Genomic DNA, 18,537 nt, shown 5'->3' on the forward strand with positions numbered 1-18,537 from the left:
TGTCATATCCGTTGTGAGAAGTTTTTTGTTTTCAATTATTTTTTTGGAGGAATAGATAATGAAAAACAAACTAATTGCTGGGATTTCTGCTGTTATTTTTAGTCTTGCTATTGGTGTTATACAGGCTGAACCAGTAGATGCTGCGGTAAATCAAGATTTATTCGTCGTAGCCGGTCACCGTGGAGCAATGGGGGAAGCGGCGCAGCAAACACTTGCTGGATTTGATCGCGCCGTTTCTGAGGGTGTTGATGCGCTAGAATTTGATATTCAGTTTACGGCTGATAATGTAATGGTCATCAGTCATAATCCAACAACATGTGAAATTTTTAATCAGAATTTAAATATCAGAAATAGTACACTTGCGCAGTTGCGCCGACTGAGATACAAGGCATCTCCATATGAGACAATCCATACTGTTGAAGAAATTTTTCAGCGTTACCATTCAAATCCCACCTTAGGTTATGTACTTGAATTGAAGACTGTAGTTCAAAACCAAGAGAGAATGCTAATCAACTTAATTAATAAGTATGGTCTCGCATCGCGGGTCATCGTTGAGAGTTTTCAGCCATTGTCATTAAGTAGAGTTAAACAAATTGCTCCTAATATCCTGACGCTTCAGTTGACAGCATCTCAGCCGACTCTAACGGATTATTTACGTGAATCACATGATGAGTTCTTCGGTATTCCCGATACAATGGCAACGGCCAACAATTTATCACTGATTAGTAGTTTTCGTAAAAAAATAATGGCTTGGGATATATCGGCGAACGGGAGTGATCTATCGTCTGCGAGCGTAGCATCACTACCTATTCAGGGAGGAATTGTTAACTTCCCCGCTCAGGCAAAGCAGGCGTTAGAGGGCAGTATCAGTGTTAATGCCGCTAGACAAAATGTAAATCAACAGGTGGTGCACGTGAATACGCATGAGGACATTTGGCTTTGGAACAATCCTGAAAACCCAACAGTTAGAACACAGAAAATTGCCGGAAACACAAATTGGCGAGTAACTGCAATGAAGTTAGTTGACGGGGTAATCTGGTATCAACTCGCGACGAACGCATGGGTTAATGGTAAGTATACCGGTCCCCAAACGCCTACCCTTACCAATGTTCCCAAGGTGGTTAAGGTTACTACTAGGGGTACGGCATGGCTCTTCAGTGATCCAGTAAATCCTAACGTTCATGTATCAACGGTTAACGGTGGATCTAATTTTAAGGTGGTTAGCTACAAGCTTGTTGATGGTCTATATTGGTATGATTTGGGTCGTAATGAATGGATTAGTAGTCAATATGTTGTTCCAACTTCTTTTGGTGAAAAAATCAATTCTACGCCAACGGAAGTAACCATTATAACGAAACCTGTCAACAGACAAACGAAGATTACCAGTAAAATTTTAAAAGTCCATGTGCCATCTGAAATCTGGCTTTGGAGTAATCCGACTACAAATGCTACACATGTCAAATCCGTTTCGTTGAATAGTCGTTGGAAAATCGTTACAACCCATAAAGTGGGTAATACAACATGGTACAACTTGGGCCGCAATGAATGGATAAATGGCCAGTATGCTGTTGTTGAGAGTGACAATGTTTTACGTGCTACTAAGGATACCGGAGTTGTTTTATGGAGTGATCCAACAGTTCTGACAACTAAGAAACAAGTTGTATCGTTCAGTAGCAGCTGGAAGATTGTGGGTACGAAGAATGTAAATGGTATGTACTGGTACAACTTGGGCATGAATGAGTGGATTAGTGGTCAGTATGCACAGCAGGTAAACTCAGGGGTTGATACCGATGCCGAGGCAGCTGAACCAACCAATAAGCCAGCTCAAACAACAGAGCCAGAGAAGACTGAACCAGAAATAAGTAGACCCGTAGCGAAAAAGATTGTTACAATCAAGAATCCTACTGATATCTGGCTCATTGGTAACCCAGGAGTCAAGCCAATTCATACAAATACTGTTCAATATGGTACACTCTGGAAAATTGTAGAGATAAAGCAAGTAAATGGGATAACCTGGTACAACTTAGGCCGTAACGAATGGATTAGTAGTCAAAACGCACAGATTGTTAACTTTGCTGGCGGGAAAGCTTTAAAAGTTGTTAAACCGGGCCAGGCATGGCTCTGGAATAATCCAACGAGCCCAACTCAACGTACTCTATCGGTTAATATTGGCAGTCAATATATCGTTGGTGAAACTAAAAGAGCTGGTGGGTTAACGTGGTACGAACTTGGTATTAATAATTGGATAAGCAGCCGAGAAGCAGAGTAATAATGCTTTAAATAGCTATAAATATAACGATATTTAGACTAATATAAATGGCGGATAGTTCCGCCATTTTTTGTTTTAACTTAAAGATGATAGTGCAGGATTGACATCAATTAGTGAAATAGTTTAAATTAAGTCAACTAATGTCAACTAATATAGAAGTAGCAAGGTACAAAAATGCGTAATCAGAACACATTCAACCTAACTTTAATCGCAATCTTTACCGCAATTATTTTCTTACAGGCATTCGTGCCGAATCTTGGCTATATCGTGATTGTTCCCACTTTACCCGCAATTACCACTATCGTACTGACGGTCTCCATTGGTGGTAGCCTGCTGGGCCCATGCCAGGGAGCGATTCTGGGACTTATCTGGGGGCTGATTTCACTCTACATGGCATACACGAGAGCGACTGATCCGATCACACTCTTACTTTTTCAAAATCCGGTGATTGCTGTTGTACCGCGAGCACTCGTGGGCGTTTTATCCGGCTTGGTTGCACAGGCATTAAAAAAAGGCAAATACCAAAAATTAGGTTTAAGCCTTAGTGGAGTCGTCGGCGCGTTGACCAACACCTTGTTTGTAATTCTGCTCAGCTCGCTTTTTTATCTGGGCAATCCTGATAAGCTGACCACGCAGCTCGGGAACATTAACCAGGGGAATCCGTTAATCGTTATCCTCTTAATCGCACTTGGGTTAAATGGTGTACTTGAGGCGCTTGCTGGCGCAGTTGTGACGCCAATCATTGTTGCACCCTTGCGGAGAGTATTGGGGCATTTTAGAAACAGGTAGTAGCTATTTAAGCGACTTAACCAGACTTGCTGCGTTGTTTTTACTCCGAACCGCATTAACCTGCCAAATTTCTATTTGCTGCGTTAGCGCGCCATAGTATTGGGTTGTGGACTCCACAGCAGCTTTCAAATCGGACCTATCAGGTTGACCATTTTTGTATAAATCAGTGACGCGTTGTTCAGTTTCCTTCGCCTTGTCCAAGTATTTCATAAAGGTTTCGTGATCGAGAGTGGTAATATCCTGGCTCTGCGTCAACCGATTTAGACGACTTATTGGAAAGTTTTTATTATCTTGCTTCACTGTATTTTTAAAAGTAGCACTTAGCTCTGCTTGAGCTTTGTTAAGTTTTGTGAGTTCGGCGACTGTAGCGTCGCGGGCCTCTAGACTGACATTTAACTCATCTAAGTCTGAGTCGGGTACCAGTTGGTCATAGAGCGCAACGGTCGCCTCAAGCTCCTTGCTGAGGCGCGATAGTGCAGTGTCTTGTCTGTGGCTATTCTGTTCGAATATTTGACTCTCCTTAATCAGCTGTGTCTTCGTGGTAATTCCGGCATTACTACATCCTGCAAGCAAAAAGGTGCCAACTAATAAAAAAATAAAAAAAGTTTTTCTCATAACAATCCCCTACTTTCAGCTATTATCATACCATAGAGCATTAGCTAGTCATTTATTTTTACACCTATTCCTTGTTATTATCGAATTTATGTGCTAATATTCTAATTGTATTTGTGAGTGGTAATAACTGGTTGTAAATTGGTTTTTCTAGTAAGACTTTCTTCTTCCACACGTACCAAGCATTAATTACACATATTATATTTAAGATTCCTTAAGGAGGAAGTTTTTACTATGGAAAACGGCACAGTTAAATGGTTTAACGCAGAAAAAGGCTATGGCTTTATCACTCGTCAAGATGGCAGCGATGTATTCGTACATTTCTCAGCTATCCAAGGTGACGGCTACAAGTCTCTTGAAGAAGGTCAAGCAGTTTCATTCGATATCGAAGAAAGCGATCGCGGACCTCAAGCAGTTAACGTTAACAAACAATAATTTTTAATTATGTTTTGGTCAGCCTTTGGGCTGGCCTTTTTTTTAAATAGAGGAGCTAAGTTTGTGGCTAGAAAATACACCAATCAAAAGAAACTTGTCAAATATCTCAAGCTTTTTCTGGTTGCGTTAAGCCTGATTGTACTTGTTGCATTTGGCTTTTACCTTAAGGAACGCCATGATGAGGATGTTGCCATTCGCCAAGCAGAACTCGCTAAACAAAAAATACTGCAGCAAAAATTAGATTTCATCAATGAAGTTGCGCCCATTGCGCAAAAGATTAACAAACAGTACGGTATTTATGCCAGCGTCACGATCGCCCAGGCTGCACTTGAGAGTGACTTTGGCCGGAGTGTGCTTGCCGCTAAGTACCATAATTTATTTGGCGTGAAGGGCTCTGATTTGAGCAATACAAAGGAACTCGAGACAAAGGAGTATCTGAACGGCAGTTGGGTTACCATTAAGGACCGCTTTCGGGTCTACTCGTCCATTGAAGAGTCGATTACCGATCATTCACTATTGTTCGTAAATGGCACTACCTGGAACAATAATCAGTATGAACATGTACTGGCGGCTGACTCTCCGGCTAGTGCTGCTAAAGCCCTAGAACAGGACGGTTATGCAACTGATCCAACTTATGCACAGAAATTAATCGAACTAATTAAACAGTATAATCTAACAAAATATGACTAGTTTGTTCACATTTTGCGTTTTTTTTGTTATGATACTTACAATCGTTGTTTGTAAAAAAAGTGGAAAAGGTGGGTCAAATTGAAACTTCTAGAAGAAAGAATTGAAAAAGATGGTCAGGTACTTGGCGAGAATGTGTTAAAGGTTGATAGTTTCTTAAATCATCAGGTTGACCCAATGCTCATGGATGCAATTGGCACCGAATTCTATCAATTATTTGCGGGTGATAAGCCAATTACTAAAATCCTGACCGTGGAATCATCGGGAATTGCACCGGCAATCTTTACCGGCTTAAAATTTGGCGTGCCAGTTGTTTTTGCCAGAAAACATAAATCGTTAACTTTAAAGGATGATGTTTACTCTTCTGAAGTTTTCTCCTTTACGAAGCAAGTCAGTAATAAAATTAGTATCTCCCACAAATTTCTCAATCAAGCTGATCGCGTTCTAATCATCGATGATTTCTTGGCCAATGGTCAGGCAATCGAGGGTCTCTTAGATATCATCGGTCAAGCAAATGCATCACTAGCGGGTGTGGGTGTTGTGATTGAAAAATCATTCCAGAAGGGCCGGGCAATCCTTGATCAGAAGGGAATCAAAGTCGAGTCATTGGCCAGAATTAAGAAATTTGCAGACGGTAAAGTGATTTTTGTGGAGGAGTAGGAAAAATGAAATTATCTGAGGTATCAGAACCAAAAGCAGCAATATTAGGTTTACAACATCTACTTGCAATGTACTCGGGGGCAGTACTTGTACCACTTCTGATTGGTGGTGCGCTTGGCTTTAGCGCAACTCAAATGACTTACCTGGTATCAATTGATATCTTTATGTGTGGACTGGCAACGTTAATTCAATTGAAAACCAACCGATTTATCGGCGTCGGCCTACCAGTTGTACTAGGGTGTGCGATTCAAGCCGTGGAGCCTTTGAAGATGATTGGTAAGGAGTTTGGTATTCAATACATGTACGGCGCAATCATCGCTGCCGGGATTGTGATTGTGCTCATCTCAGGTTTGTTTGCACAGTTAAAGAGATTGTTTGCACCTATTGTCACTGGAACTTTATTGATGGTCATTGGTTTAACACTGATTCCCATTGCGTTTCAGAATATTGGTGGTGGCGATGCCACTGCTAAGGGTTTTGCCAGCCCAGAGAACCTGCTGGTCGGATTTGGTACAGTCATCATCATTATACTGATCAACGTGTTTGCTAAGGGCTTTTTGAAAGCTATTGCCATTCTGGTCGGGCTCGTTGCCGGAACGGTTGCGATGGCCTTCATGGGGCAGGTCTCATTGCAACCTGTGATTGATGCGACCTGGTTCCACTTACCACAAATATTCTACTTTGGCACACCCAAGTTTGAAGTCTCCTCGATTGTGACCATGGTGCTAATCATGATGACTACTCTGGTTGAATCAACCGGTGTGTACTTTGCTCTGAGTGATATTGTGGGTAGGAAACTGAAGAAGAGCGATATGCGAAAAGGGTACATGGCTGAGGGAATTGCCGTGATTCTCGGCGGTGTCTTCAATACATTTCCGTACACCAGCTTCTCGCAAAATGTTGGTTTGATTCAACTGACCGGGATCAAGACAAAGAAGCCAATTTACTACGCAGCTGGCTTCTTGATGCTTCTTGGACTATTGCCGAAGGTGGGCGCTCTTGCGACAATCATCCCTGCGCCAGTGCTTGGCGGTGCAATGCTCGTGATGTTTGGTATGGTCGCGATGCAGGGAATCAAGATGCTGAAGGCAGTTGACTTCAATAGCGATAAGAATCTGCTCACTGTGGCAATTTCGACGGGACTAGGACTAGGCGTAACGTTCTACCCAAACTTCTTCTCAATCTTCCCAACAACGTTGAGAATGCTCTTAAGTAACGGAATTGTGATCACGATTGTGGCAGCAATCATCTTGAATTTGGTCTTGAACGGCAAGCAGGGCCTGGCTCCTGACGACGAGAAGTTAATTGCGGAGCTCGAGGCTAAGGAACTGAATAATTAGTTTGGAATTGGGATTAAGCTGACTGTAGCTTAGTCTTTTTTTGTCGTCTCAGAACTACAAGCGAGTATGGCTTTCTGCTATACTTATTTAGTTAGTTAAACAATTGCAAAAAGGAAAAAAGGTAATTTAATGAGTGCAGATGCATTAATCAAAAATCTGAATGAACAACAAAGTCTGGCCGTCAGGACAACGGAGGGACCACTCCTTGTGATGGCTGGCGCTGGTAGTGGTAAGACCAGTGTTTTGACTAGAAGAATTGCCTACCTGGTTGAAGAAAAGAGTGTGTTGCCGTGGAATATCTTGGCAATCACCTTTACGAATAAGGCTGCAAAGGAAATGCGCGACAGAATTGAGCAGCAGCTTGGGGCGCAGGCAAACGACATCTGGATTTCAACCTTCCATGCTCTTTGTGTGCGGATTCTCCGTCGTGAGGCAGAGAAAATTAATTATACGAGTTCATTCTCGATTGCTGATCCCGCGGAGCAGTTAACGTTGGTCAAGCAAATTCTGAAGCGCTTGAATTATGATCCTAAGATTTATGACCCGAAAAATATTCTGCACCAAATTAGTAACGCGAAGAACGATTTGGTTGACCCAGACGGCTATCAGAAACTCGTCGCTACCCCTTTTGAACGCGTTGTTGGTGAGGTCTATCACGAATATCAGGCAGCGCTCCAACGCGACCAGTCAATGGACTTTGATGATTTAATAATGCAGACCATTATCTTGTTCAAGTTAGATCCACCAACGCTCCACTTCTACCAGAATAAGTTCCGCTACATCAGTGTGGATGAGTACCAAGATACTAATGAGGCTCAGTATCAGCTTGTGAAGATGTTGGCTGCCCAATATCGCAATCTTTGTGTCGTGGGTGATGCTGACCAAAGTATCTATGGTTGGCGTGGTGCGAACATGGAGAATATCCTGAACTTCGAGCAGGATTATCCAGATGCCCAGACGATTATGTTGGAGCAGAATTACCGGAGCACATCGCATATTTTAAATGCCGCTAACTCGGTCATCAAAAATAATGTCAACAGAAAGCCAAAGGATCTGTGGACGGACCAGGGTGAGGGAGCAAAGATCACTTATTATCGGGCTCAAAGCGAGAGCGATGAGGCACACTTCGTTGACAGTAAGATTGTTGAGGCCATCGAGGCGGGCAAGCGAGAATACAAGGATTTTGCCGTGCTCTACCGGACTAATGCTCAATCGCGTTCGGTCGAAGAGGGTCTGTTAAAGGCGAATATCCCTTATAAAATTGTGGGTGGCCACAAGTTCTATGATCGAAAAGAAATCAAGGACGTACTGGCGTACCTGAAATTGATTGCGAACCCGGCCGACTCGATGAGTTTAAATAGGATTATCAACGTCCCTAAACGGGGTATTGGTCCAGGCACGATGGAGAAGCTAATAACGTTTAGCGACGCAAATGAATGGTCGTTGTTTGAAGGGATGCGAAATCTCGTATTATCGCCGATCAAGGGCCGTGTGGCGCAGACGATGATGGATTTGGCCACAATTCTCACCGATGCCAAAGAATACAGCACTAGCCACTCGGTGACTAGCACCACGAACAAGATTCTTGAGGACACCGGTTACGTAGCGGCACTGAAAGCGGCCCATACATTAGAGGCGGACACACGAATCGAGAATATCGATGAATTCTTGTCGGTCACCAAGAAATTCGATGACCAGTATGAACCAACTTCTGAGGAGAGTAATCAACTAAGTGATTTCTTGGCTGATGTATCGTTATTATCGGACCAGGATGACTTGGAGAATCAGAATAATCAAGTTGCTTTGATGACGCTCCATGCTGCAAAAGGGCTGGAATTTCCAGTGGTCTTTCTTGTTGGACTCGAGGAGGGGCTCTTTCCTCTGAGTCGTGCAAGTATGGATGAGAGTGAGCTTGAGGAGGAGCGCCGCTTGGCCTATGTTGGTATTACTAGAGCGCGTGAACAACTTTACCTCACCAACGCAGTTTCTAGATTGCTTTATGGGCGGACACAGGTGAATATGCCATCTCGTTTCATTGGTGAGATTGCCGATGAGGATCTGGAACAAGAGAACCCAACCGCCGCAAATGTTTTTGTCGGGAGTGGGAATACGACGAATGTTCCATTTGCTAGAAGAAACGACCGGGCAACCGCCACGGTTTACCAGCCGAAAGTTGCTGTGCATAGTGCAGGTGCTATTGGGGCTGAGAAATCAACCTGGAATGTGGGCGATAAGGTGACACATAAGGCGTGGGGCGAGGGAACAGTCGTCAAAGTCAGCGGTAGCGGTGATGATCAGGAATTGGATATTGCCTTCGAAAATGAGGGAATTAAACGATTGCTGGCCGCATTTGCACCAATCAAGAAAGTCTAAGTGAAGTTAGGAGGGTTTAGCATGGCTGAAAAACTCACGAAAGAACAAGCTCAGGAACAGATTCTTGCGCTTCGTGCGCAATTGAATGTCTGGGCGGAGCAGTATTATGATCGGGATGCACCAACAGTTTCCGACCGGGAATACGATCTTACCTACCAGCAGTTGGTTAACTTAGAGAGCGAGTTTCCAGAGCTAATCACACCTGATTCCATCACACAACGCGTTGGGGGGACGGTCGAGGATGAGTTTAGCAAGGTGCGACATGAGATTCCCATGCTTTCGATGGGAGATATTTTCTCAAAGGAGGAACTGATTGAGTTTGATCAGCGTGTCCAAAAGGCGGTTGGTAAACCGGTAGACTATCACGTAGAGCTAAAGATCGATGGCCTCTCGCTCGCACTCGAATACCGTTTGGGAAAGCTCTTTCGTGCTTCAACTCGTGGTAACGGTTCGATAGGTGAGGACGTGACGGCTAACGCCAGAACAATTGCGGATATCCCTCAAACCTTGCCTGAGCCGTTGACAATTGAGGTCCGAGGTGAGTGTTTAATGCCTAAGGCGGCCTTTGCCAAGTTAAACGAGAAACGAGAGCAGGCTGGACTGCAAGTTTTTGCCAATCCTAGAAATGCAGCAGCGGGTTCACTCCGACAGTTGGACGAGAAGGTGACGAGAGAACGGGAGTTGAGCACGTTCATCTACACCTACGTAACGCCGCCGGTAGCAGCGATTAAAACGCAGCAAGAGGCAGTGCACGAGCTTGCCAGATTAGGATTTACAATCAACGAAACATCGATTGAAGCCAGTTCACTGGACCAGATATTTGAGTTTATTGACCACTACGAGCAAGAGCGCGATAGCCTGCCCTACGGCATCGATGGGGTGGTCATTAAGGTAAACAGCTTACAGTTGCAGGAGCAGTTGGGAAACACAGTGAAGGTGCCACGTTGGGAGATTGCATATAAATTCGCACCGGAAGTCGCCGAGACAGTAGTGCGTGACATAGAATGGACCGTTGGCCGTACCGGCGTTGTAACGCCAACAGCTGTGATGGACCCAGTATCTCTTGCCGGCACCACAGTTGCTCGGGCCACACTCCATAACCCCGCCTACATTACCCAGAAGGACATTCGGTTGGGGGATACGGTTAAACTACATAAGGCTGGGGACATCATCCCCGAGGTTTCCGAAGTGATCCTAACGAGAAGAGCAACAGATAGTGTGCCCTATCTCGCGCCGACAAAATGTCCGTCTTGTGGTCAAGCGCTGGTACATCTGGAAGACGAGGTGGCGTTACGCTGCATTAACCCAATGTGTCCTGCCCAAATCCAAGAGGGATTAACACATTTTGCATCTAGAAATGCAATGAATATTGCCGGCCTTGGACCGAAGATTGTTCACCAATTATTTCAGAAAAACATGATTAAAGATGTTGCGGATCTTTATAAATTAACGGCGTCCGATTTGCTGCAGCTAGACGGCTTCAAAGAAAAGTCTGTGAATAATTTGCTAGAGGCTATCGGTGCTAGCAAGGACAACTCTGTTGAGCGGCTAATTTTTGGATTAGGAATCCAACATGTCGGTGCTAAAGCAGCACTTCTGCTGGCACAGAAATTTCAAGATTTAGATAAGTTAAGCGAGGCAACGGTGCAAGAAATAGTATCTATTGATACAATAGGTGAGACTATTGCACAGTCTTTAACATTCTATTTTGCCCAGCCAACTGCCAGCACGCTTTTAGCTGAACTAAAGAATGCCGGTGTCAACACACAATATCGTGGTCCGAAATTAACGCAAATTGCTGATAACTTCTTTAAGGACAAGACGGTAGTCATTACCGGAAAGTTTACGGAATTTAGCCGCCAGGAATTGACGAAAATGTTAGAGGAGCGCGGTGCTAAGGTCACTGGCTCTGTATCCAAAAAAACCGATATAGTGGTACATGGTACAGATGCAGGAAGTAAATTAGACAAGGCAAATAAATTAGCAATACCTCTCATGAATGAGGCAGAGGTGCTAGCTGAATTCAACTAATCGGAGGCGGATTTTGAAACGATTTTTGCAAATTATAACTGCTCTTAGCGTGGTAATCTTTCTGGCAGGGTGTGGTAACTTGAAAAACTCTGACTTGTCGAATAACGCGACCACGTCGACGAAGAAAAAGAGTTACCAAACGACCGGATCGACAGCCGGTGAATATAGCGTACTTCTACGAAATGGTCAGTATAAAATAAGCCCAATCAGTGGTATTACCGCAACGAACAATAGTAATGATGTGGATCTAAAGAACCTGGAAAGCGGCTTGATGAGCTTATCATTGGCCGAATTCTCCGCTAATAAATTTGTTTTTCAAGAGGGCCAAGAGCTGACACGTGCACAGGTTAGTGCGTGGTTGAACCGCTATGACAAGAAATCTAATAAGAACGGCCTCAACCCTGTTGATAATAAGAAAACCGACGCGGACACCAGAAATCCAATTTACTTGGAGCAGGTAATTGAACAGGATTACTTAACTGGCAGTGGGAGTACATATGAGCTTGGTGGCATCAGTATTGGTCTTGCAATGAATTCTGTGGATTATTTCACGAAGGTCAAGGATGGGCCACAGTATAAGACAACGATTAATAGGGCGACACAGCTTGAGCAGGGGAAGAAGATTGCGACTAAACTACTCAAGCAGCTGCGCTCACGGAAGAAATTTCAGAATATTCCGATCATGATCGGGATATTTAGTAAAACGGCTAGTGATTCGCTGGTTGGCGGTAATTATTTGGCAACTGGCTTGGCACCTGATAACAAGAAGTCGATCACAGATTGGAAAACAGTTGATGAGCAGTCACAGGTTCTACCGACGATTGGCAACGACAAGCCGATTAACAGCAATGATGCGGAGTCTTTCTCAAACTTCAAGGCCGCCGTGCAAGGGTATTTCCCAAATATTAGTGGTGTAATTGGGCGGGTGCACTACCGTTCAGGTCAGTTGACTTCGTTTGAGATTACTGTTAACACCCAGTTCTATGGTTATGCCCAGATAAACAGTTTTGCTAAATTGGTCTTGTCTTCGGCCAAGAAGTTTTTGCCGAACAACGTACCGCTCGAGATCCTTGTTCAATCCGTCAACGATCCACAGGCACTTATTTCCAAAGAAAAGGCCAACTCGGCTTATAATGTACATGTTTTTAGATGATGAAAGAGGTAAATGATGATTTCAAAGGAAGACATCAAACACGTGGCGTCACTTGCAAAGCTTGAATTTACGGAAGAGGAGCTCGCAAAGTTCACTACGCAAATGGATGAGATTATTGAAATGGCAAATCAGTTAGGCGAAGTCGATGTGGCAGAAGTTGCACCCACAACGCAAGTGGTGGCAGAACACAACGTATTCAGAGAAGACGTCATTGTTCAGGGTGAATCACGTGCAGTATTATTGCAAAACGTGCCTGAAAGCCAGGACGGGTTCATCAAGGTGCCAACGATTATTGATAAGGATGAGGACGAGGACTAATGAATTTTTTAAACGAAAATATTGATTCACTCAACCAGAAGTTAAAGAGTGGGGAGTTAGATGCGAAGACGCTCACCGCTGATACCTTAAAGGCAATCGAGGAGAAGGAGACGGCGCTGAACGCTTTTGTGACTGTGGCAGAAGATGCTGTGCCAGCCGAGCAGTTAGACTTGAACAACGTGCTTGCTGGTATTCCAATTGCAATCAAAGATAACATCATTACAGAAGGCTTGCGCACGACTGCATCGAGCCATATTCTGGATAACTTCGTGCCAGTATATGAATCAACGGTTGTTCAAAAGCTGAAGGAAGCCCAGATGACCATCATTGGTAAGACAAACCTGGACGAGTTCGCCATGGGCGGCTCTACCGAGACCAGTTATTTCGGTACTAGCAAGAATCCGTGGGATTTAACTAAGATTCCCGGTGGCTCTTCTGGTGGATCTGCAGCGGCTGTTGCCGGTGGTGAGGTTGTGGCGGCCCTTGGTTCTGATACGGGTGGTTCTATTCGCCAACCAGCGTCTTACACGGGTATTTTTGGTATCAAGCCAACCTATGGGCGAGTTTCACGCTGGGGTCTAATCGCCTTTGCTTCGAGTCTTGATCAAATCGGTGTGATGACGAAGCGGGTCAAGGATGCCGCTCAGGTATTGAACGTGATTGCCGGGCCTGATGATAAAGACGCTACGACATCCCAAACGAAAGTACCAGATTATACCCAATATTTGGGGCAAGATATTAAGGGATTGAGGGTTGCTGTACCGGCCGAGTATATGGCAGAAGGAATTAATGCTGACGTTAAGGCAGTTGTGCAATCAACCATCGATATGCTGGCACAAAATGGCGCAATTATCGATACCGTGAATTTGCCGCACACCAAATATGTGTTGCCGACGTACTACATCATCGCTTCCAGTGAAGCATCAAGTAATTTACAGCGTTTCGACGGTATTCGCTACGGCTTCCGCGCACCTGATGTGAAGAGCCTAGAAGATGTCTTCGTTAAGACCCGTTCAGAAGGCTTTGGTGATGAGGTAAAGAGAAGAATTATGCTAGGAACTTTTGCGCTCTCAGCGGGATACTACGATGCCTACTTTAAGAAGGCTTCACAGGTACGGACGATGATCAAACAAGATTTCGATAAAATTTTTGCAGAACACGACGTCATCGTTGGACCGACAGCACCAACGACGGCGTTTGGCATCGGCCAACAGGTCTCTGACCCCTTAACGATGTACGCAAACGATATTCTGACCATTTCTGCAAACTTAGCGGGGATTCCGGCAGCAAGTGTACCGGCAGGTCTATCTGAGGGGATGCCCGTTGGACTCCAGGTGATGGCCAACCGCTTCGATGAGGGAAGCATCTTCAAAGTGGCAAGCTTCGTCGAACAACAGAATAAATTTTACGCAAATAAACCAACAGGAATGGAGGATTAATCATGAATTTTGAGACAACAATCGGACTAGAAGTCCATGTAGAACTTAAAACCAAGACCAAGATGTTCAGTCCTTCAGCAAACCTGTTCGGTGTCGAACAGAATACAAACACGAATGTCATTGATTTTGGTTTCCCTGGTGTGCTACCAACGGTGAACAAGAATGCATATCGCCTGGGTGTGATGGTTGCGTTAGCGCTCCACGCCGAGGTCGCACCTTACACGCACTTCGACCGTAAGAATTATTTCTATCCCGATAACCCAAAGGCCTACCAAATTACCCAATTTGAGTTTCCACTAGCTAAAAATGGCTATTTGGAGATCGAGGTTGATGGTAAGAAGAAGAAAATCGGGATTGAGGAGCTCCATGTCGAAGAGGATGCCGGGAAGAATACCCACGGCTCTGACGGCTACTCATATGTCGATTTGAACCGTCAAGGCACGCCTCTAATTGAGATTGTTTCAAAGCCAGATATCAAGAGTCCAGAAGAAGCTTATGCTTACCTGGAAAAGCTGAAGCAGACAATCCAATTCACGGGCGCATCCGATGTGAAGATGGAAGAGGGTTCGATGCGGGTTGATACCAATATTTCAATTCGCCCAATCGGCCAAAAGCAGTACGGCGTTAAGTCGGAATTGAAGAATTTGAACTCATTCAATCATGTTCGCCTGGGTCTAGCCTATGAGGAGAAACGCCAGGAGAAAATTCTGTTGAGTGGTGGGACAGTTCGGCCAGAGACCAGAAGATACGATGAACCAACGGGACAGACGTATCTAATGCGTGTCAAAGAAGGCAAGGATGATTACCGTTATTTCCCAGAACCGGATTTGCCAGCGTTTTTCATTGAGGATGAATGGGTGCAAGAAATTGCGGCAGCTATCCCAGAGATGCCTGAGAAGCGGCGCGCACGCTATGTCTCTGAATTCGAGATTCCAGAATATGATGCTGGTATCCTGACCCAGACCAAGGAGATGGCAGATTTCTTTGAAGCAACTGTGAACTTAGGTGCTGATGCGAAGCTAGCCTCCAACTGGTTGATGGGCGAGGTTAACGGTTATCTGAACGAGCACAAACTAGATCTGGAGGAGACTAAACTAACTCCCGAGAATCTGGCGGGAATGATTAAGCTAATCGTCGATGGGACAATTTCCTCCAAAATCGCGAAGAAGGTTTTCCAAGAAATTATTACCAATGGCTCGGAACCAAAGGCCTGGGTCACTGAAAAGGGCATGGTACAAGAATCGAATCCGGATGTTCTGTTACCAATGATTAACGAAATTCTGGATAACAACGCACAGTCAATCGAAGACTACAAGAACGGTAAGGATCGCGCATTAGGCTTCTTGGTTGGACAAATCATGAAGCAATCGCGTGGTAAGGCAAATCCGAAGATGGTCAATAAGTTCTTACTCGAGGAATTGGCGAAGAGATAAACGAGGGCAACATGGTAAAAAAAGCACGGTTAATTTACAATCCAGTATCAGGGAACGAACAGATGCCGGCACAAGTTGCGGGTATTTTAAACACGCTTGAGCAGGCGGGCTATGAAGCTAGCGCATTTCAAACGACTGTCGAGGAAAACTCGGCAATGAACGAGGCAAAGCGGGTCGGTCTGGCCGGTTTTGATCTGGTAGTCGCGGCTGGTGGAGACGGCACGATTAATGAGGTCGTGAACGGTATCGCACCACTTCCTGAGCGGCCCAAGATGGCCGTTATACCAGCAGGGACTACCAATGATTTCGCCCGTGCCTTACATATTCCGCGCGATGACATGCAAGAAGCGGCCAAAGTCATCCTAGAGGGAAAGACGATGGGCATGGACATTGGCCTAGCAGGCGATAAGTACTTCATGAACATCGCAGGTTCTGGTAGCCTGACGGAGCTGACTTACGGCGTGCCTTCTGAGTTTAAGTCTGTACTCGGATATGCGGCCTATGTGATCAAGGGTGCCGAGATGTTACCGAAGATTCATGCGGTCAACATGCACTTGAAATGGGATGGCGGCGAGTACGAGGGTAAACTGTCCCTCTTTCTACTGGCGATGACCAATTCAATTGGAGGGTTTGAACAAGTCGTTCCCGATGCATCACTCGCCGATGGTGAGTTTACCCTGATTGGCGTCAAGACAGCAAACCCAGTTGATGTGTTGCGCTTGTTGGCAATGGCCTTTAACGGGAATCACATCAACGATCCCCAGATCATCTATGAAAGGACAACCCACCTGTCCGTTAAGGTACTAGATGAGAATGAGGAAGTACCAGTCAACCTTGATGGCGAACTGGGGGGCTATTTACCACTTGAGTTCCATAATTTAAAGCAACATATCGAGTTTTTTGTCAAATAGTGTGTATAATATGAGTTTGTTGATGCAAACTCATATTTTTTAGGAGTAACTTTTGGAAAAAAATCAAATTATCAAATTAGAAATTACAGATCTGAGCTATGACGCACTTGGTGTGGCGCATACCGAGGACGGCATTACCGTTTTCGTGAATAATGCACTTCCCGGTGAGGTGGTCGAGGCACAGATTCTGAAGGTCAAGAAAAATTTGGCTTTCGCGCGAGTTCAGAATATTCTGGTCAAGAGTCCGGAGCGAATTGAGGTTAAGAAGAACCAGTGGGTGCAAACCGGACTGGCTTCTTTAGCCCATCTGAGCTATGATGCCCAACTGAAATTCAAGCAACAGCAGGTGGAGAATCTACTACAAAAGGCGCACCTGACTGACGTCACGGTGAAGGAGACCCTGCCATCACCGCAAATTACTGGATACCGCAACAAGGCTGAAGTACCCGTGCGGCAAATTAACGGTAAGCTCGAAATTGGCTTTTTCCGTAAACACTCGCATGATATGGTGCCACTCGAGAATTTCTTCACGACCGATGCTAAGATTGATCAGATTTTGGTCGCAACACGGGACATTTTACGTAAAAATCACGTTAGTGCATATAATGAGAAGTCGCACCTGGGCGCGATTAAGTACCTGATGGTCCGCGTAGGCCATTACACCGGTGAGATCATGGTTGTCCTGGTCTCTACTGTCAAGAATTTCCCCCAATTACCACAGGTAATTAGTGAGATTGAGCAATTACCAAATGTGAAGAGTGTTGTGCTGAATTACAATCCGCAGAAGACGAATGTGATTCTTGGCCGCAAGGACATTTTGTTAGCGGGTAATCCGTACATTACTGATCAAATTGGGGAACAGAAATTTATGATTTCGCCGCAATCATTCTTTCAGATTAACTCTGAGCAGACGACCAGATTGTACGATTTGGCAGTGCGGCAGGCAGATTTACAGGCAGATGATGTTGTGATTGATGCTTATTCCGGGATCGGTACCATTGGCCTATCTGTCGCCCAGCACGTCAAAAAGGTGATTGGTGTTGAGGTGGTGAAATCGGCTGTCGAGGATTCCGAGAACAATGCCGCGCTTAACCAGATTGATAATGCTGATTTTGCCCTCGGTAAGGCCGAAGAGATGATGCCTAAGTGGCAGGAACAGGGTTTATCCACGGATGTGGTCTTTGTTGATCCGCCGCGAAAGGGCTTGACACCAGAGTTTATTGAAGCAACAGTGAAGACCGGGCCGAAGAAAGTGGTTTATATCTCATGCAACCCTGCAACGCTGGTGCGTGATTTACAACAATTCCAAGAATTGGGTTATAAGTTCGATACAATTGCTCCGGTCGACATGTTTCCAATGACACCGCATGTGGAGACGGTAGTATTGATGTCAAGGGTTGATAAGTAAGCGTGTAATAAGATAAGTAAATAAAGGCTTTCCGTGATTTGAGGTCTGGTTCTAAGCCGGAAGGATAATCACGGATTTTTGCTTTGGGGAAGATATCCAAGAGTGGTGGATTACTCACCGGATTTACGAATTTGAATATAGGCTTGGTGAGTTGATAAGATTGCTGGCAAAAATGTGGTGAGTTGACAAGATGGCTATTGGCTTGAATGGACAAACAAGATTGAAATGCACTTATAAAGTAATTACTTTTCAAGTGCATATAAAGGTTGAAATAAGAGCTGTAAAAGGCAATTAATTCGTTCTAATGCTTTCCCAGTAAAACCGCCGCAGCTTTTAAAATTTCAAGTTCCTCCTTTAATCACTTATTTTCCTTTTGAAGTTGTTTGAATTCTTTGGACGTTACTTCAGTACCGTCTTCTAGCTCAACTGATTTAGCGCCTTTAACCCAGTTATGAATTGCGGCTGGAGAAACACCGTATTCCTCGGGAAGCGAGCGAATAGATCTTTTCTCTTCAGGATGCATCTTCACAATGCTGGCTTTAAAATCATCTTGATATCGTTTCATTGGAATGCTCCTATCTTGTTTTATTAATTATGGCATAACTGTTCAGAAATTTATGTACCAAATACTAGGATAGGAGCAATAAGTATCCCATCAATAACTTATAGGAGGAGGTCA

General features: G+C 44.6%; 15 protein-coding genes and 1 pseudogene. 14 read left to right on the forward strand and 2 right to left on the reverse strand.

Annotated features, from left to right (window positions below):
* Nucleotides 1-58 precede the first annotated feature (58 nt).
* On the forward strand, nt 59-2,269 hold the full coding sequence (locus LA20533_RS06140) for a glycerophosphodiester phosphodiesterase (protein ID WP_056946888.1): 2,211 nt from the start codon (nt 59-61) through the stop codon (nt 2,267-2,269).
* Nucleotides 2,270-2,443: 174 nt separating this feature from the next.
* The gene (locus LA20533_RS06145; protein ID WP_056946884.1) at nt 2,444-3,058 is read left to right on the forward strand and encodes an ECF transporter S component; all 615 of its coding nucleotides are present in this window, start codon (nt 2,444-2,446) and stop codon (nt 3,056-3,058) included.
* A 3-nt stretch (nt 3,059-3,061) separates the two neighbouring features.
* On the opposite strand, the gene LA20533_RS06150 is transcribed toward LA20533_RS06145, so the two are convergent.
* Nucleotides 3,062-3,673 (reverse strand): hypothetical protein, encoded by a 612-nt coding sequence (locus LA20533_RS06150; RefSeq protein ID WP_056946881.1) that lies wholly within the window; start codon nt 3,671-3,673, stop codon nt 3,062-3,064.
* A 231-nt stretch (nt 3,674-3,904) separates the two neighbouring features.
* Here LA20533_RS06150 and LA20533_RS06155 point away from each other — a divergent pair, with 231 nt between their 5' ends.
* From LA20533_RS06155 to rlmD, 12 genes are all read left to right on the forward strand, one after another.
* Nucleotides 3,905-4,105, forward strand: coding sequence for a cold-shock protein (locus LA20533_RS06155; RefSeq protein ID WP_054746355.1), 201 nt, complete (start codon nt 3,905-3,907; stop codon nt 4,103-4,105).
* A gap of 63 nt (nt 4,106-4,168) precedes the next feature.
* A complete protein-coding gene (locus LA20533_RS06160; RefSeq protein WP_056946878.1) occupies nt 4,169-4,795 on the forward strand; it encodes a glycoside hydrolase family 73 protein in 627 nt (208 codons plus the stop codon).
* Nucleotides 4,796-4,873: 78 nt separating this feature from the next.
* Nucleotides 4,874-5,452 (forward strand): xanthine phosphoribosyltransferase, encoded by a 579-nt coding sequence (locus LA20533_RS06165; RefSeq protein WP_054746356.1) that lies wholly within the window; start codon nt 4,874-4,876, stop codon nt 5,450-5,452.
* Between the two features lie 5 nt (nt 5,453-5,457).
* Complete coding sequence (locus tag LA20533_RS06170) at nt 5,458-6,792, forward strand: nucleobase:cation symporter-2 family protein (RefSeq protein WP_056946875.1); 1,335 nt, start codon at nt 5,458-5,460, stop codon at nt 6,790-6,792.
* A gap of 129 nt (nt 6,793-6,921) precedes the next feature.
* Entirely contained in the window at nt 6,922-9,165 is a 2,244-nt protein-coding gene (gene pcrA / locus LA20533_RS06175) for a DNA helicase PcrA (protein ID WP_054746357.1), read from the forward strand.
* Between the two features lie 21 nt (nt 9,166-9,186).
* Complete coding sequence (ligA, locus tag LA20533_RS06180) at nt 9,187-11,196, forward strand: NAD-dependent DNA ligase LigA (RefSeq protein WP_056946871.1); 2,010 nt, start codon at nt 9,187-9,189, stop codon at nt 11,194-11,196.
* A gap of 13 nt (nt 11,197-11,209) precedes the next feature.
* A complete protein-coding gene (locus tag LA20533_RS06185; RefSeq protein ID WP_056946868.1) occupies nt 11,210-12,349 on the forward strand; it encodes a CamS family sex pheromone protein in 1,140 nt (379 codons plus the stop codon).
* 12 nt (nt 12,350-12,361) lie between these two features.
* Entirely contained in the window at nt 12,362-12,667 is a 306-nt protein-coding gene (gene gatC / locus LA20533_RS06190) for an Asp-tRNA(Asn)/Glu-tRNA(Gln) amidotransferase subunit GatC (RefSeq protein WP_054746358.1), read from the forward strand.
* The gene (gene gatA, locus LA20533_RS06195) at nt 12,667-14,106 is read left to right on the forward strand and encodes an Asp-tRNA(Asn)/Glu-tRNA(Gln) amidotransferase subunit GatA (RefSeq protein WP_056946864.1); all 1,440 of its coding nucleotides are present in this window, start codon (nt 12,667-12,669) and stop codon (nt 14,104-14,106) included. Before gatC ends, gatA begins: the two co-directional genes overlap by 1 nt.
* Before the next feature lie 2 nt (nt 14,107-14,108).
* On the forward strand, nt 14,109-15,539 hold the full coding sequence (gatB, locus tag LA20533_RS06200) for an Asp-tRNA(Asn)/Glu-tRNA(Gln) amidotransferase subunit GatB (protein ID WP_054746360.1): 1,431 nt from the start codon (nt 14,109-14,111) through the stop codon (nt 15,537-15,539).
* Nucleotides 15,540-15,550: 11 nt separating this feature from the next.
* Complete coding sequence (locus LA20533_RS06205) at nt 15,551-16,450, forward strand: diacylglycerol kinase (protein ID WP_056946861.1); 900 nt, start codon at nt 15,551-15,553, stop codon at nt 16,448-16,450.
* A gap of 52 nt (nt 16,451-16,502) precedes the next feature.
* Nucleotides 16,503-17,858, forward strand: coding sequence for a 23S rRNA (uracil(1939)-C(5))-methyltransferase RlmD (gene rlmD / locus LA20533_RS06210; RefSeq protein ID WP_056946858.1), 1,356 nt, complete (start codon nt 16,503-16,505; stop codon nt 17,856-17,858).
* 281 nt (nt 17,859-18,139) lie between these two features.
* On the opposite strand, the pseudogene LA20533_RS06215 reads toward rlmD, so the two are convergent.
* Nucleotides 18,140-18,423, reverse strand: a pseudogene (locus LA20533_RS06215) (transposase); the annotation flags it as partial.
* Between the last annotated feature and the right edge of the window lie 114 nt (nt 18,424-18,537).

The organism is Amylolactobacillus amylophilus DSM 20533 = JCM 1125 (genome assembly GCF_001936335.1).
Taxonomy (GTDB): domain Bacteria; phylum Bacillota; class Bacilli; order Lactobacillales; family Lactobacillaceae; genus Amylolactobacillus; species Amylolactobacillus amylophilus.